Source organism: SAR324 cluster bacterium, assembly GCA_015232315.1.
Classification (GTDB): Bacteria; SAR324; SAR324; order SAR324; family NAC60-12; genus JADFZZ01.
This window is the reverse complement of record JADFZZ010000001.1, coordinates 345,336-359,558: the sequence shown is the minus strand read 5'-3', so window position 1 is coordinate 359,558 and position 14,223 is coordinate 345,336. Positions and strand designations below refer to the sequence as shown.

Here is a 14,223-nt window from a genome sequence, read left to right as displayed (position 1 = left end):
CCATGCGTGATTTTGATATTGTAAAAGTACTGGTTGTCGATGACAGTATCACCTTTCGACAGATTTTGAACCGGGTCGTTTCTGAAATTCCCACTGCGGAATGTGTTGGTGTGGCGGCCTCTGGTCAAATCGCCCTCAGAAAAGCCGAAGCACTTCAGCCTGATCTGGTTTTGCTGGATGTGATGATGCCGGAAATGGATGGCGTAGAAACGCTGAAGCATCTGAAAAGCAGTATGCCCTTTATTGAAGCCATCATGATCAGCGGTTTCAATATGGACAATGCCAAGGCAACCATGAGATCGCTTGCGTTGGGTGCTCTGGATTTTGTTCCTAAACCTGTTGCGGCCAACATGCAGGAAGGAATGGATGTCCTCAAGGGACAACTGGAACGTCTCATTCAGGTGGTACAGACAAAAAAAATCGCACGACTGAGCAGGGAACGCCTCGAACGTACAAAACTCGATTTTCCCTCCTCGCCAGCACCAGCTTCCAGACCGGAACCTGCCGTCATCAGACCTCCTGTGAATCATATCTCAGTGGCCCGATCCCTGTCTGACCGTGTTCAGCTTGTGGTGATCGGTTCCTCAACCGGTGGCCCCAATGCGCTGCATCAGGTTTTTTCCAAAATTACCAGCCCTCTTCCCTGTCCGATTTTGATCGTCCAGCACATGCCTCCCATGTTCACCCTGTCCTTGGCCGAACGCCTGGATAAAGCAGGACAGACCCGTGTCAAGGAAGCAGAAAACAATGAAAGCATTAAACCCGGATGGGCATATATTGTCCCGGGCGGCAAACACATGGTGCTTGAAAAAAATTCTTCCGGAAATTTTCTGCTGGTTGAAAATAATCAGCCTCCTGTGAATAACTGTAAACCCTCTGTGGATGTGTTGTTCCTGTCTGTAGCGAAAGTCTTTGAACGCAGAGTCCTCAGTGTGGTGATGACGGGTATGGGACGGGATGGCTCGGAAGGTGTTCGCCAACTCAAGCCCAAGGGCACCATATCTCTGATCCAGGATGCCGCGACATCGGTGGTCTGGGGTATGCCCGGCAGTGTGTTTGACCTGGGACTGGCTGATGAAGTCTTATCAGTGGAGGATCTTGGTCCACGTATCCAGGAACTTGCCTCCTATCAGGTTTAATTGTCACGTTTCCAAACACACCTTCTCCCATAGAAATACAGGATCCCATGGTAAGTCGAATCACCTATGATGAATTCACGCAGATGAGAGCATTGATGGTCAAAATCTGCGGACTGGCCCTGAACGAGGATCAAAGTTACCTCATTGAAACACGTCTGGCGGACTTTGCGCAGGAACTGGGCGCGCAAACCTATGGGGAGTTGCACCGATTGCTTGCCGCGAATAGTAAATTATGGCCCCGTCTGGTTGATTTGATGACCACCAATGAAACCTTCTGGTTTCGTGATGATTCCTGCTGGAAAACGCTGGAGCGCAAAATTATTCCAGACCTGATTCAACTGGTGGAACGCGGTGCGCATGAAATCAATATCTGGTCTGCCGCCTGTTCCACAGGACAGGAAGTGTATTCACTGGCCATGCTGATTGATGAAGTTTGCAAAAAAAGCGGCAGAACCTCCCTCGTCAATCGGTTTATGGTGGTCGGCACAGACATTGCGAATGGTGTGTTGAATACGGCAAGAGAAGGCATTTATGATGAGTTTAACATCAAGCGCGGTCTGTCAATGCAACGACGTGACAATTATTTTTCGCCGACCGACAAGGGGCGCTGGCAAGTGAAAGAAGAGCTTCGAAAGCGTGTGATGTTTCGTCAGATCAATCTGATGGACAGCTTTATGGAACAAAATAAAAACCATCTTGTCCTTTGCCGGAATGTCGCCATTTATTTCAACGCCGAAAGTCGGAAGCTCCTGTTTTCTAAAATTGCCAGGACCATGAAAAAAGAAGGCTTCCTTATGATTGGCGCAACCGAGTCGTTACGGGGCTACAGCACAGAATTCCAGTTGAATGAATTTGAAAACGGAGTCTTTTACCAACCCCTTTGAACACGAATGGAGCAAGGAACTGACAGGCTCCGCAAGTGCCCGTCAGCATTGTATTCAGATTCTACTTAGGCCCTCGCCAGAAATAAACATACCAGAATTGTTGCTGTAAATTATTATTCCGAAGACGATAGCATCGGGTTACGTCCCGATGTAATTCCACAGTTTGTCGCCCTCCGGGACGTAACCCATGGCTCAAGTCTGTTAAGTTAAGCCCTGTGAAGGCACTGACACCAATTCCCCCTTGGTTCAAGGGGGTTAGGGGGATGTCATTCTGAGCTTTAAATCCCCCATGCCCCCTTTGAAAAGGGGGATTTTCTCGCTGGTAATTTATTAAATTAACAGTCTTGAACCCGGGGCCACCATTCCCGGTATATTTTTTTCCGGTTTTCGCCTTAAGTTTGATGGTTTCCTGCCGATAAGAACAGAAACACCTGTTCATTCAAGGAGGAACCATGAAACTAAATACGTTTGAGGCATATTTGCGGGAAGAAGTAGACGCCATTGAAGACCAAGTCTTTATTTCGTCAAAAGCAAAACGCAAAAAACGGTCAGGCTCTGAGCCTCGCCCGTCCCTTCCCAAAATGTTGCGCCTGTTTTGATCTCGTCTCTAATACAAAAAACTGCAAAAGATCCCTTGCGCCTGTGAGGGATCTTGACATAACACGCCAAAACTCAATATTCTCAAGCAAGCCTCTCTCAAGCTTAGAAATACTGAATTTACTTAAAATCCTGTGATGATCTACCCCTAAGGGACATCAAAATAAATACCATACCAATTTTCAGGTATCTCCTCAACGATACCATCACGGGACGATTGGTAGAGCCGGGTTACGTCCCGGCTCATTCCGGGGGACGTAACCCCGGGCTACCGTTAACTGACATCACGATCCTTTGGTATTTTATTTTTTTTGTAATCCCTAAATGGGGCTTTTTACCCATAGATTGATATTTTGAAAAGGTTTGCCATGATTCCAACTCTTGAAAACACTCCTGCGACAATACCATCAACCCTGCATCGGCCTATGGATTCATTAAAAAAAATCCCACCTGTATTTGCCAGGCATGAAACGTTTCATCCCCGGTTTGGCTGGCTGAAAAAAGGTTTTGACAAAGCCTGTGAAGATCCTCAAATTTTTTCCAGAGACGATGCTCCTGTAACATTGGGCGTGGGCAAAAATATGGTCAAAGCCATACGTTATTGGTGCAAGGCTTATAAAATACTGGATGATGCGACGGGTGTGTTTCTTCCCACGCCATTTGGCGAGGCACTTTTGGGAAAAGATAAATGGGACCCGTTTCTTGAAGATTCAGGTTCCCTGTGGTTATTGCACTGGAATCTTCTCAAACCACCATCTTACGCAACCGCCTGGCACCTTATTTTTAATGGATCTCGTCAAATGGAATTCACACAACCGGATTTACTCCAAATGTTGAATGAAGGTGTTCAAAAAGATTTTCCAGATCACAAAATCAACGAATCCTCGTTGAACAAAGATGTAAACTGCCTGTTGCGCATGTACGTCAGGCAATCTCCAAACAAGATGAGTGAAGAAACGCTGGATTGCCCCTTCGCGGAGCTTTCTTTAATTCTTCACACAGGTGGAAATCACTATGCGTTTCATTCTGGACAGAAACCCGGACTTTTACCTGAAATCATTGTGGCGGCATGTCTTGAATTTGCGGCCAATCAGGAAGAACAAACACGTACCATCTCCATATTCAGACTGCTTTATGAAATTGGTAGCCCCGGACTCGTTTTCAAACTCACCGAGAGTGTGCTCTACCATGCGATTGAGCAGGTATCAAAAAAATTTACATCGATTGCTTTGTCAGATACCGCCGGATTGATTCAGTTTTCATTTGCTGAAAACCCTGAAACGTTGGCCAACGATATTCTTGAATCATATTATCATATCAGGAGGAACTAATGCCGTATCTATCAGAGGTCATCAAACTCAGACGGCGATATACCCGATCTATCAATCTGGAACGAGATCTGGAGGTAGTGGATAGTGTCTTGGGATATACACCGACCTCCAAGTCGATTGAAGCTCTGGAGCGGTTTATCAAATCTTTTCTGACACCAGGGATGGCCTCAGCCTGGACGCTGACAGGAGTGTACGGTACAGGAAAATCGGCGTTTGCTCACTTTTTGGCATCTCTTTGTGCCCCCAAAGATAGTCTTATCCACAAAAACGCTGTTCAAATTGTGACGGAATCCATAAATTCCGATTCCAAACTGATTCACGATTTTTTAAATAATTTCCCTGAAAGAGGCTTGGTCAGAGCAGTAGTAACCGCTCAGAGGGAACCCATGAGCAATGCGGTTGTAAGGGCATTGGGTTATGGAGCGGGACAATTCTGGAAAAAGAAAAAACCTGATGTCTACGTTGAACTGGAACAACAACTGTCTCAAATTGAAACTGGAGCAAGTATTGACAACACAGTGGCTCTCCATTTGTTGCAAAAAATTGCTCAGGCATCCCAATCAGGTGTGTTGCTGATTATTGATGAATTAGGAAAATGCCTGGAATACACAACCCAAAATCATGATGATGTCTATTTACTCCAGCAAATCGCTGAACTCAGCACGGCAGGAGATAAAGGCAAGATCTTTACGTTTTGTTTACTCCATCAATCCTTTAACGATTATGCCTATCGACTCACCTCAACCCAACGAAATGAGTGGACAAAAATTCAGGGGCGGTTTGAAGACATCGCTTTTGCGGATTCTTCTGAACAGTTTATCCGTTTGATCGGGTATGCGATTGATCATCAAAACGCACGAGATTTGGCACCCGCCATTGAAACATGGGCCAACCATTGGAGCGAGAAATTATCAGCCCTGGATCATTTTGAAAATCTCAATCATGAACAGATCAAAGCCATCTATCCGTTACATCCTCTCACCGCGATCGTGCTACCGGAACTCTGTAAACGATATGCCCAGAATGATCGGTCTCTGTTTACGTTTTTAACCAGCGATGAACCCTTTTCTTTTATACAATTCTTAAAAACCCAACCGATCCCCAATTCAGGCCGACCGTTACCAGCGTTAAAACTTCATCAGCTTTATGATTATTTTATAGAAACCTCTGGAATGTCGATCGTTTCGCAACCCCAATTTCAAAAGTGGCTGGAAATTCAAGGAAGGGTCCATGACGCACGTCTGCTGGAACCGGAGGTCATTGAGACGCTCAAAACCATCGGTGTGCTGAATCTTGTTGGAATCCTCAAAACGCCTGAATTAACAGTAGATGCCCTGTGTGATGAACCCGCTAACACGCAGGAACAACGCAAATGGAAAGAAATCATTGAATCTTTGCAAACAAAAGGATTTGTGACATGGCACCGACAAATCAATGAACTCCGTATTTGGGAAGGCACCGATTTTAATATTGAAGAAGCCACCAGAGAACAACTGGAAACCCTGAAACAGACGTCTGTCGCGACTCTTCTTGGACGTTACTGTCCGCTCTCTCCTTTAGTAGCGCAACGTCATAGCTATGAAACCGGCACGCTGAGATATTTTGAACGGCATTATGCTGACAAGGATTCCAACCTGGAAAAAATCAAATGCCATGCGCCCAACAGTGACGGCATTGTGATATACTGGATTGGGAAAATTGAAGCGATCAAGGATTTTCCCACAGCCACCGTCGATGGAAAACCTGTTCTTGTGATCACAACCGACAGATATGAATCTTTAGAAAACACTTGTTATGAATTTGTGGCCTTGAGGCAGGTTGAAGCAAAGTCGCCACAATTGCAAACCGATGGCGTAGCGCGCAAAGAGGTGCGTCAAAGACTGGCCATCAGCAATCAACAATTAAATCATGCCTTGAATTACGCCTTTGATGCGTCCTTGTCACAAGTAGGCTGTCTGTATCAAAACGAAATGATGCGCCTCAATCATCATACTTCCCTGAGTTCTCAATTATCCATAATTTGTGATCGTGAATATCATGCAGGCCCTCATTTATGGAATGAATTGATCAACCGGAGCGAACTGACTTCCCAGGGCATCAAAGCCAGTCGGGAATTGATCAACGCCATGCTGGAAAATGAGTCTCAGGAACAGTTAGGTCTAACAGGGTATGGCCCCGAAAGAAGTATGTATGAGTCTGTGTTGCGAAATACAGGAATTCATCGTTTGGAGGAGGAGGAGTGGAAGTTTGCCACTCCGGATGAAAAATGTGGAATCTTCCATGTTTGGAAAACGATTGAAGCGTTTTGTCTCTCTGCGACTCAGAATCCCCTTTCATTGGATCTATTGTATGAAAAGCTATCTCGTCCGCCTTATGGGGTAAAAATCGGATTGCTTCCAGTATTGTTCACCTCCGTTCTGCTCAATCATCCTGATGATCTTGGCATTTATTATGACGGCAGTTTCATTCCGTTACTTCAACCTGAACATTTCAAATTAATGGATAAACAGGCCGCGCGGTTTTCTATCAAGTACTTTGGGCTTACAGGACTACGCAAGGAGTTCTTCAGGGAATTGGAAAGCGTCTTCAGGGTGGCCTCGGTTAAAAACAAAAACCTGAGAAACCCCACTCTGCTTGGGATTGCCAAACCGTTGATTCAATTTGTGAGGAAGTTGCCAAACTATACCTTGAACACCAAACGATTATCGCCAGAAGCAATAGCGTTAAGGCAGGCGGTTCTCAACAATACGGAGCCCAAACAGCTATTATGTGTTGACATCCCCAATGCTTGTGGATTGTCACCACTAGAAATCTTTCAGGAAGATTTAGCACAGGCTAAAACGCTTCGTGAAAAATTGGAACAAATTATTCCTGAACTTGGGAACGCATATACGTTCTTGATTGAACGCTGTCAAAAATTGATTGCGAATGCTTTTAATCTTAATCCTGTTGAATTTAGGGTTAATCTTCAGACCAGGGCGGAAAAACTCAAAGGAAGATGTGTTGATCAACTCATGAAAAGGTTTGTTGAAGCTGTTGTGGATCAAATAGAAGACCCTCAGCATTGGTTGGAATCGTTGTTAATGATTATTGCGGATAAACCGGCAAAATCGTGGAATGATACGGATGAAGCGCATTTTGTGGCAACCATTGATAAAATCCTAACTCATTTCAATCAGCTTGAAGTCCTGCAAACATCATCACAAATAAAAAATTCCTCTCTTAAAACTTATAAAGTAGAACTCTTCTATCCCAATGGCGAAGCACAGAAACAAATGGTCTGGATAGAAAAAGAACAGGAATATCTAATCAATGCTCTTGCGGAAGAAATTCTAATCACCTCACAGTTCAATAATCATGACAACTCTAATATGAACATGGCCGTTGTCGCAAAACTTATTGAAAAAGTATTTGACCCGCTACCACCTCTCAAAACTGAAAACATCGTAAAACTGAAAGGATGAAGATGGCTAAAAAGGTCCGTCATATTTTAGGTCTGTCAGGAGGGAAGGATAGTACCGCACTGGCGATCCTGCTCCACAAGACCATTCCTCAACTGGAGTATTTTTTTTGTGATACCGGCAAGGAGTTGCCAGAAACCTACGAATATCTGGATCGTATTCAGGCCCGTTTGGGAATACACATTGAATATCTCAAACCGGAACTCCACCACACCAAAGATGGCGGGGAATATCATGTTTTTGACTTATGGATGGATCTGAACCGGGGTTATTTACCTTCTCCCAACAATCGCTGGTGTACCATCAACATGAAAATTAAACCCCTGGAAAAATTTATCGGGGATGATGAAGTGTACAGTTATATTGGCATCCGCGCTGATGAGAACCGGGATGGATACCTTTCCACCAAAGCCAATATTCACCCTGTTTATCCTTATAAAGCAAAAGATTTCAAAATCATCAACAGCCACCGTCCTAATCTGGCGTATGATCAACAGCAACTCATCAAACAGTTTCAGGAACAGGGAATTGGCCTGCCTATAAGAAAAAATGGTTACGCCCTGGAGGATGTCAAACAGGTTCTGGATGAGAGCGGCATTGGTCTTCCTGATTATTATCGCTGGAGAACTCGTTCAGGCTGTTACTTCTGTTTTTTCCAAAGAAAATATGAATGGGTGAGGCTCTCAGAAGAACATCCCGACTTGTTTCAAAAGTCGATTGAATATGAACAACAACACAGCGATGGCAGAACGTTCACTTGGACTCAAGGCGAATCCCTGCTGGAATTATTGGCTAGAAAAGATCAAATTCTTGCGGAGCATGAGAAAGCAATGGCCCGTGAAAAAAAATATACCCCTCATCGGCCTCTTGCTGAAATATTGGAGGATGTGCTAGATGACGAAGAAGATCAGGCCGGGTGTTTGGTGTGTCATGTATAATTTTGTCTGGACGGAATGACTCCACGGACTCCTCCTCGCGGATTAGCCACATCGCCCTTATAACGGGGTATCAAATGAATATGAAGATGCATCACCGTTTGTCCTGAGGGTTCACCTACATTGATTCCAATGTTGTATCCATCAGGTTGGAACTGGTTATCCAGCATCATTTTTGCTTCTTCAACCATCTGCCATAATGCCTGTTTTTCTCCATCAGTCGCTAAAAAATAACTTTCAATATGGCGAACAGGAATAATCAGTGTGTGTCCAGGATTTACAGGGTATTTATCGTGGCGGGCATAGGCGATCTCGTTTTCCAGAATTTTTTCTTCAGGAGAGATATTACAAAATACACATGGTGTTTGTTTAGACATGAATTCCTTTCAATGGCGTTGACATGAATAGTTTTGAAATTCAAAAATTATTTGAAAATATTACAGTTTGGAAACGAAGAGAAGAGCGTGCGCCGCATAAACCCCTACTGTTGCTTTATGTCTTGGGATATTATCTGAATGGTGGCGATCGACTGATTCCATATGCACAAATAGATCAGAATTTATCTCAACTACTTGATGAGTTTGGCCGTTATGGATCAAAGGGAGTTCAATACCCTTTTTGGTACCTCCAAAATGATGGCATCTGGGAAATCCCCCATAGAGAAAATCTTCATACAAACAAGAAAGGTGATGTTTCCAGAAAGGAGCTTCTAAATTTAAATATCTGTGGCGGTGTGCCTACAGTGATCTATGACATATTTGTCCACCAACCTGAATTGATGTTAAGTCTGGTAAAAAAAATTCTGCATGCTCACTTTCCGGATTCCCTTCATGAAGATATTTTAAGTGTGATTAATATCCAGCCTGAATTAAATACAAGAAAAGACATCCGGTTAATTCGTGATCCAGAGTTTCGTGAAAAAATTTTGATCGCATACCAGTATCGATGTGCTATTTGTGGTTTTGATATTCGGTTATCAGGAAAATCCATTTGCCTTGAAGCGGCTCATATCAAATGGCATCAGGCTGGCGGACCTTCTGTTGAATCAAACGGGTTAGCCTTATGTGTGCTACATCATAAATTATTTGACCGGGGAGCCTTTACGATTTCTCCTGCTCTGAAAATCCATGTATCCGAGAATACTCATGGAACGGCAGGTTTTAATGAATGGTTATTGAATTTTAATGGACAAAATATTCAGTATCCTCAACGAAAATCGTATGCGCCATCTCAGGAATTCCTGGCATGGCATGTCAAAGAAGTTTTTCGTGGCAAGTACCGTACTGTATCAGCAAACAGTGATGAATGAACGCTTGATTTAGAGCAATCTGATGATCAAGGAACATCCCATGATTTTAAAAGGCAAAGTCCCGTTGGTGCTGTCGGATTTTAAAAAACTGCGGGAAGAACAGCGTTATTAGAAACCTTTAGGTACAAATTAGATACATTTTCTGACTGTGAAGCGAATCATGGCAATTCGCACCATATCTGTTGCCCATTTTGAATAACCAAGATGATCGGCCACTTTGGTCTCTTCTTGATGAATTAGACATTTTGACTCAAGAAGAAATAAAAGAATAATGATCTGTTAAGCCTCATTCCTACGTACTCAAACGACTTGTTCTGTGATTTTATGAACTCCAATTTTCAACAAATAAGCCTCTCACTCTTTTAAATTCTTTTTCATTGTTTGTGACCATAATTAGATCCGCACTCAGAGCATGGGCAGTGGTTCCGTATGATGTTAAATTCTTTGGGAAATTTGAAACACCGCAACCAAGCATAATTGGTTTTCCGTGAACTGGTAAAACAAATATTTTTTCCCCTGAGAGTCCTCATAATCAACATACCAATATCCGTTCAAAGTCCCTTTCCATTGTTTTCCTGATGTCGGATCGATTTGTAACTGCCAAATGATGTCTTCCAGATGATCCTGCTGGGTCATACTGAGTTTTTTCATTTGTTGCTCAAACGTTCGTGTCTGTGTGATATTCATTGCGTCCTCGGACGGTTAAACACGAATGGTTTAACATTTCCTTCCTTGAGGTCGGCAATCCCTTGCAGGATGGCTTTGATCGCCTCAAAGTTCAGTTCCGGGTTTTCTTCCCCGATCCTCCCCATCAACGCCCAATATTCCACTTGCTTCGGTAAGCTGCGAAAATTTGCCGATGATACGGATTTGGCTGTTTGAATCAGTTCTTCATCCAACCGAATAGCTATAGTTCCCATGGTGCGCCTCCTTGAAAAGTGATTTATAGCTACAATTGTAGTTGCACGCTACAGAATTTCAACACATTTCTACCGAAGTAGTCCTTTTTTGTGTTGAAAAACAGAGAACTCCTGAATGAGTTTTGTGTCCGTAAAACCTCGGCCTGAAGTTCGGGGCTTTACGTGGGGTGTTGAATATTGACGTTTTTTTAAGGAAAAGTTTATTTTTGGAAAAGATCTATTTTGTTCCTTAATTTATCCCTTTGACCCACATTGAGCAGATGGCTATGATGTTTTAGTGATTTATCATTTTCTCAATTTTAAAAATGTATCATTCGCTCATGGAGTCACACCATTCCCATGGAAGTTCTGCCTAAAATCAAAGAAAATATCCCTTTGCTCGTTTTTTAAGAAAAGCGGACATAGCCTTCCCGTAAACAGAGTTTTTCTACGAAAATTGCGAGCTGTGCAGGTACTTTTTTAGCCACGAAGTACACGAAGAACACAAAGTAAAAAAGGGAATATGCACCAGAAAACTTGAAAATCAGGGTTTCACGGAGGACTTCATTTATATAAAAAACCTTTTTTTTTCGTGTTCTTTGCGTTCTTAGCGGCTCATTTTCAAACCACCTGCACAGGTGGAATTATTTTTTTCTGAAAGAAACCTGCTCAATATGGGTTTATGAACTCCAATTTTCAACAAATAAGCCTCTCACTCTTTTAAATTCTTTTTCATTGTTTGTGACCATAATTAGATCCGCACTCAGAGCATGCGCGGCAATAAGCATATCCAAAGGACCAATGAGATTTCCTGATTTTTCTAACTGAACTCTGAGTTCTCCATAATATTGTGTAGCCTTCTCATCAAAGGATAATTATATCATCTGCACTATTTACATCACAGAACAGTCATGGCAATTCGCACCATATTTTCGGCAGTTTCAATAAGAATTTCAAAGTCTTTAGCGATTCGATGAAAGCCACCAAACCAGGCGAGAGTTCGTTCAACCATCCAACGTTCGGGTAAAATAGGCATTTTCCCATCGTTGGAGTTTTTGGGGTTGATCCTTGACGGTTTTGGAAATATCAAGGTATTTTCCCAATTGTTCCCGGACAAAGTCCGATGACACCTCGAAATGTTCAAAGTCCAGAAATATTGAAATATAATTTTTATTCAGGAAAATATGCAAACTCAGACACCACGTTCATTGAATCAATGGCCCTTGCTGGATCTTGGATTCCGGATTTTTTTTATTGGAGCCATGCTGTATGCCGTGATTGCCATGGGCATCTGGATGGCCGCCTACCGTCATGGTTGGTCCACAGGAACCATTCCCTCCATGACCTGGCATGCCCACGAAATGATTTTTGGCTATACCCTGGCGGTCATCGCAGGCTTCCTGCTGACGGCAATAAAAAACTGGACCGGCATCCAGACTGTTAGAGGCGTTCCCTTGCTGGGTTTGTTTGCCTTGTGGGTCACAGGACGGATTGTGTTCTTTTTAAGCGGCATGATTCCCCTGGAAGTTATCGCGCTGATTGACAATCTGTTCATTGCTCTGCTCACGGTGGCGGTCTCCTACCCCATCCTGAAAGCACGGCAATGGCGCAACACCAGTTCCGCGGCCAAGGTATTGTCATTGCTGTTGTGCAATATCGCGTTTTATCTGGGTGTTCTGGGACTCTGGCCGGAGGGCCTCCGGATTGGACTTTATGGCGGATTTTATATCATCATCGCGCTCATCATGACTATTGGAAGACGCATCATTCCTTTTTTTACGGAAAGGGGTGTCGGCTATCCTGTAACGCTCAAAAACTGGAAGTGGATTGACTGGTCCAGCATCCTGGTGTTTGTGATCTTTTGGGTGTTTGAACTCATTGAGCCATTTTCCCCCTTAACCGCGGGACTTTCCGCTGTTTTAGCCCTGGTGCATGGAATCCGACTGGTCGGTTGGTACACTCCGGGAATCTGGAAAAAACCTTTGTTGTGGATTTTGTTTGTGGCCTATGGCGCCCTGGTTCTGGGATTCGTAATGAAAGCCCTGACGTTTGTCACAGGCTTATCACCGTTTCTTGCGCTCCATGCGTTTGCGATTGGCGGTGTGGGGTTGCTGACAGTGGGAATGATGGCTCGAGTGAGTCTGGGACATACCGGCAGAAATGTGCAACAACCACCGGCAAAAATCAGCTATGTCTTTTTTGCGTTGACCGCAAGTTTTGTATTCCGTGTTGTATTACCCCTGGTTCATCAGGAACTGTATGGTCATTGGATCATGATTTCACAGTTTCTGTGGATCCTCGGCTTTTCCGGAATGCTGATCCTGTATTTCCCGATGTTGATCAGCCCCAGAACTGATGGAAAAAGCAATTGATCATTTATTTACTTTTTCGGGTTCGGAACAAACCAAAGGAACTGCTGAGGCCATGCAATGAACTGCGCCCTTCGACAGAGCCGATTTCACCACTGCTGAAAAAACCACCAAGAGGAATTTCGCCGATGTGATGCACAAAGCGCTCTGTTTCATGGCCTGTTCTGCCAAACAGATAGGCGCCCCGTTCCATACATGAAAACAGCAACGCTCCCTGAGGATAGTTTGTTAAGAGCCGGTTCTGATACTGCAACAACATGCTGTCCAGATCCGCTTTGGACGATTCACCATCCTTGAGATGAAACTGTACCACCGAAAACGGTTCCACCTTACCATGGATCATGATGGCCTGATGCTTCTGATCAATACCTGCAATTTGCCGCAACAGGAAATCATCGTCGTCATAAGAAACCTGTCCTTTTTTGGCAATGCCAAGAAAGATATCCTGTGAAAATCGCTGCTGATCTTCCGTTGGAAGACTGTCGTAGAGTTCCTGTAACATCTGCAAGGCGGGTTGTTCATCCAGTTTCAGCAAGGCGTCCTCCTGACATTCTGTCACAAACATGGGCATTCCAAGCGCACGACTCCCTCTAGCGACAATGGTATCCATTTGAATGTTCCCGGACAACGCTAAACCAATCATCCCTGAATCATATATTTTCTGGTTCAGAAACAGGGTGTTTTCGCCTTGGATTTTGCCACCGCTGGCCAACCCGCCAACTTTCTGGCTCTTGGGGAAGAGCATGTCCAGTCGAGTGAGAAAACGTTCTGAATCAAAACTGAGTGGATCGGACAGCATGACAAAATCATTTTCCTGCCCTGATGGAATTTTAAGAAAACGGGAACTGCCACCTGTTTCAAAAAAAGGCAGATCCTGGTTTTTCAAATGGAACGGATTCAAATCCACATTGGGCAAAATCGCCGCAGTGATGGAAACCCCCTGATGCTTTTCCAACTCTTTGCCTGAGCCGATCACACCTGCGGCAGAACACCCCAGGACATGGTGCGGATGTAATTCAGAGGCCAGAATTTCAGGAACACGATAAAACGATTTCCGGAAGTGTTCTGATACAAAAATAACAACAAGATCCGGAGGTTCACCCCGGAATTGATTTAAGATTTCTTCCGAACAGTAGCGAATCGCATAATACAGTGATTCGTCATCGGAAAGCGCAGATGCCCATTTCATGATGGCCTCTCGATTGTTTCATCCATTGATTGATGCCGAAGTCCATGGCGTTTATATTTTCATGACATATTGAACAACATTCCGTCAAGAGCATAAATCCAGAGAAACCC

13 protein-coding genes and 1 pseudogene are annotated in these 14,223 nt (G+C 43.9%); 8 read left to right on the top strand and 6 right to left on the bottom strand.

The window, feature by feature from the left end; genetic code table 11:
• The first annotated feature begins 2 nt into the window (after nt 1–2).
• The 6 genes from HQM11_01465 (at nt 3) to HQM11_01440 (ending at nt 8,350) form a co-directional block, all read left to right on the top strand.
• A complete protein-coding gene (locus tag HQM11_01465) occupies nt 3–1,139 on the top strand; it encodes a chemotaxis response regulator protein-glutamate methylesterase (GenBank protein MBF0349666.1) in 1,137 nt (378 codons plus the stop codon).
• Between the two features lie 47 nt (nt 1,140–1,186).
• Nucleotides 1,187–2,023, top strand: a complete 837-nt coding sequence (locus HQM11_01460; protein ID MBF0349665.1) for a protein-glutamate O-methyltransferase CheR — start codon at nt 1,187–1,189, stop codon at nt 2,021–2,023.
• 452 nt (nt 2,024–2,475) lie between these two features.
• A complete protein-coding gene (locus tag HQM11_01455; GenBank protein ID MBF0349664.1) occupies nt 2,476–2,622 on the top strand; it encodes a hypothetical protein in 147 nt (48 codons plus the stop codon).
• A 366-nt stretch (nt 2,623–2,988) separates the two neighbouring features.
• On the top strand, nt 2,989–3,951 hold the full coding sequence (locus HQM11_01450; protein MBF0349663.1) for a DUF4007 family protein: 963 nt from the start codon (nt 2,989–2,991) through the stop codon (nt 3,949–3,951).
• Nucleotides 3,951–7,415 (top strand): hypothetical protein, encoded by a 3,465-nt coding sequence (locus HQM11_01445; GenBank protein ID MBF0349662.1) that lies wholly within the window; start codon nt 3,951–3,953, stop codon nt 7,413–7,415. Before HQM11_01450 ends, HQM11_01445 begins: the two co-directional genes overlap by 1 nt.
• Nucleotides 7,416–7,417: 2 nt before the next feature.
• Nucleotides 7,418–8,350, top strand: a complete 933-nt coding sequence (locus HQM11_01440) for a phosphoadenosine phosphosulfate reductase family protein (protein MBF0349661.1) — start codon at nt 7,418–7,420, stop codon at nt 8,348–8,350.
• On the opposite strand, the gene HQM11_01435 is transcribed toward HQM11_01440, so the two are convergent.
• Complete coding sequence (locus tag HQM11_01435) at nt 8,341–8,724, bottom strand: HIT family protein (protein ID MBF0349660.1); 384 nt, start codon at nt 8,722–8,724, stop codon at nt 8,341–8,343. The two genes, HQM11_01440 and HQM11_01435, sit on opposite strands and share 10 nt — an antisense overlap.
• 23 nt (nt 8,725–8,747) lie before the next feature.
• On the opposite strand from HQM11_01435, the gene HQM11_01430 reads away from it, so the two are divergent.
• Complete coding sequence (locus HQM11_01430; GenBank protein ID MBF0349659.1) at nt 8,748–9,656, top strand: HNH endonuclease; 909 nt, start codon at nt 8,748–8,750, stop codon at nt 9,654–9,656.
• Nucleotides 9,657–10,091: 435 nt separating this feature from the next.
• On the opposite strand, the gene HQM11_01425 is transcribed toward HQM11_01430, so the two are convergent.
• From HQM11_01425 to HQM11_01410, 4 genes and pseudogenes are all read right to left on the bottom strand, one after another.
• Nucleotides 10,092–10,343 carry a type II toxin-antitoxin system RelE/ParE family toxin gene (locus HQM11_01425; GenBank protein MBF0349658.1) on the bottom strand — a complete coding sequence of 84 codons (252 nt, stop codon included), beginning with the start codon at nt 10,341–10,343 and terminating at the stop codon, nt 10,092–10,094.
• Nucleotides 10,340–10,576, bottom strand: a complete 237-nt coding sequence (locus tag HQM11_01420) for a hypothetical protein (protein MBF0349657.1) — start codon at nt 10,574–10,576, stop codon at nt 10,340–10,342. Before HQM11_01420 ends, HQM11_01425 begins: the two co-directional genes overlap by 4 nt.
• 659 nt (nt 10,577–11,235) lie before the next feature.
• Nucleotides 11,236–11,424 (bottom strand): annotated as a pseudogene (locus HQM11_01415) (PIN domain-containing protein).
• 29 nt (nt 11,425–11,453) lie between these two features.
• A complete protein-coding gene (locus tag HQM11_01410) occupies nt 11,454–11,645 on the bottom strand; it encodes a transposase (GenBank protein MBF0349656.1) in 192 nt (63 codons plus the stop codon).
• Between the two features lie 94 nt (nt 11,646–11,739).
• Here HQM11_01410 and HQM11_01405 point away from each other — a divergent pair, with 94 nt between their 5' ends.
• Nucleotides 11,740–12,927, top strand: coding sequence for an NnrS family protein (locus HQM11_01405; protein ID MBF0349655.1), 1,188 nt, complete (start codon nt 11,740–11,742; stop codon nt 12,925–12,927).
• A gap of 4 nt (nt 12,928–12,931) precedes the next feature.
• Here HQM11_01405 and HQM11_01400 read toward each other — a convergent pair whose 3' ends face one another.
• Nucleotides 12,932–14,113, bottom strand: coding sequence for an FIST C-terminal domain-containing protein (locus HQM11_01400; protein ID MBF0349654.1), 1,182 nt, complete (start codon nt 14,111–14,113; stop codon nt 12,932–12,934).
• Nucleotides 14,114–14,223: the final 110 nt, after the last annotated feature.

Bases quoted from the DNA above. Each gene is read 5' to 3' on its own strand.
- HQM11_01430 (MBF0349659.1), top strand. From the start codon at position 8,748: ATGAATAGTTTTGAAATTCAAAAATTATTTGAAAATATTACAGTTTGG.
- HQM11_01445 (MBF0349662.1), top strand. From the start codon at position 3,951: ATGCCGTATCTATCAGAGGTCATCAAACTCAGACGGCGATATACCCGA.
- HQM11_01435 (MBF0349660.1), bottom strand. From the start codon at position 8,724: ATGTCTAAACAAACACCATGTGTATTTTGTAATATCTCTCCTGAAGAA.
- HQM11_01420 (MBF0349657.1), bottom strand. From the start codon at position 10,576: ATGGGAACTATAGCTATTCGGTTGGATGAAGAACTGATTCAAACAGCC.
- HQM11_01405 (MBF0349655.1), top strand. From the start codon at position 11,740: ATGCAAACTCAGACACCACGTTCATTGAATCAATGGCCCTTGCTGGAT.
- HQM11_01425 (MBF0349658.1), bottom strand. From the start codon at position 10,343: ATGAATATCACACAGACACGAACGTTTGAGCAACAAATGAAAAAACTC.
- HQM11_01400 (MBF0349654.1), bottom strand. From the start codon at position 14,113: ATGAAATGGGCATCTGCGCTTTCCGATGACGAATCACTGTATTATGCG.
- HQM11_01465 (MBF0349666.1), top strand. From the start codon at position 3: ATGCGTGATTTTGATATTGTAAAAGTACTGGTTGTCGATGACAGTATC.
- HQM11_01450 (MBF0349663.1), top strand. From the start codon at position 2,989: ATGATTCCAACTCTTGAAAACACTCCTGCGACAATACCATCAACCCTG.
- HQM11_01440 (MBF0349661.1), top strand. From the start codon at position 7,418: ATGGCTAAAAAGGTCCGTCATATTTTAGGTCTGTCAGGAGGGAAGGAT.
- HQM11_01460 (MBF0349665.1), top strand. From the start codon at position 1,187: ATGGTAAGTCGAATCACCTATGATGAATTCACGCAGATGAGAGCATTG.
- HQM11_01455 (MBF0349664.1), top strand. From the start codon at position 2,476: ATGAAACTAAATACGTTTGAGGCATATTTGCGGGAAGAAGTAGACGCC.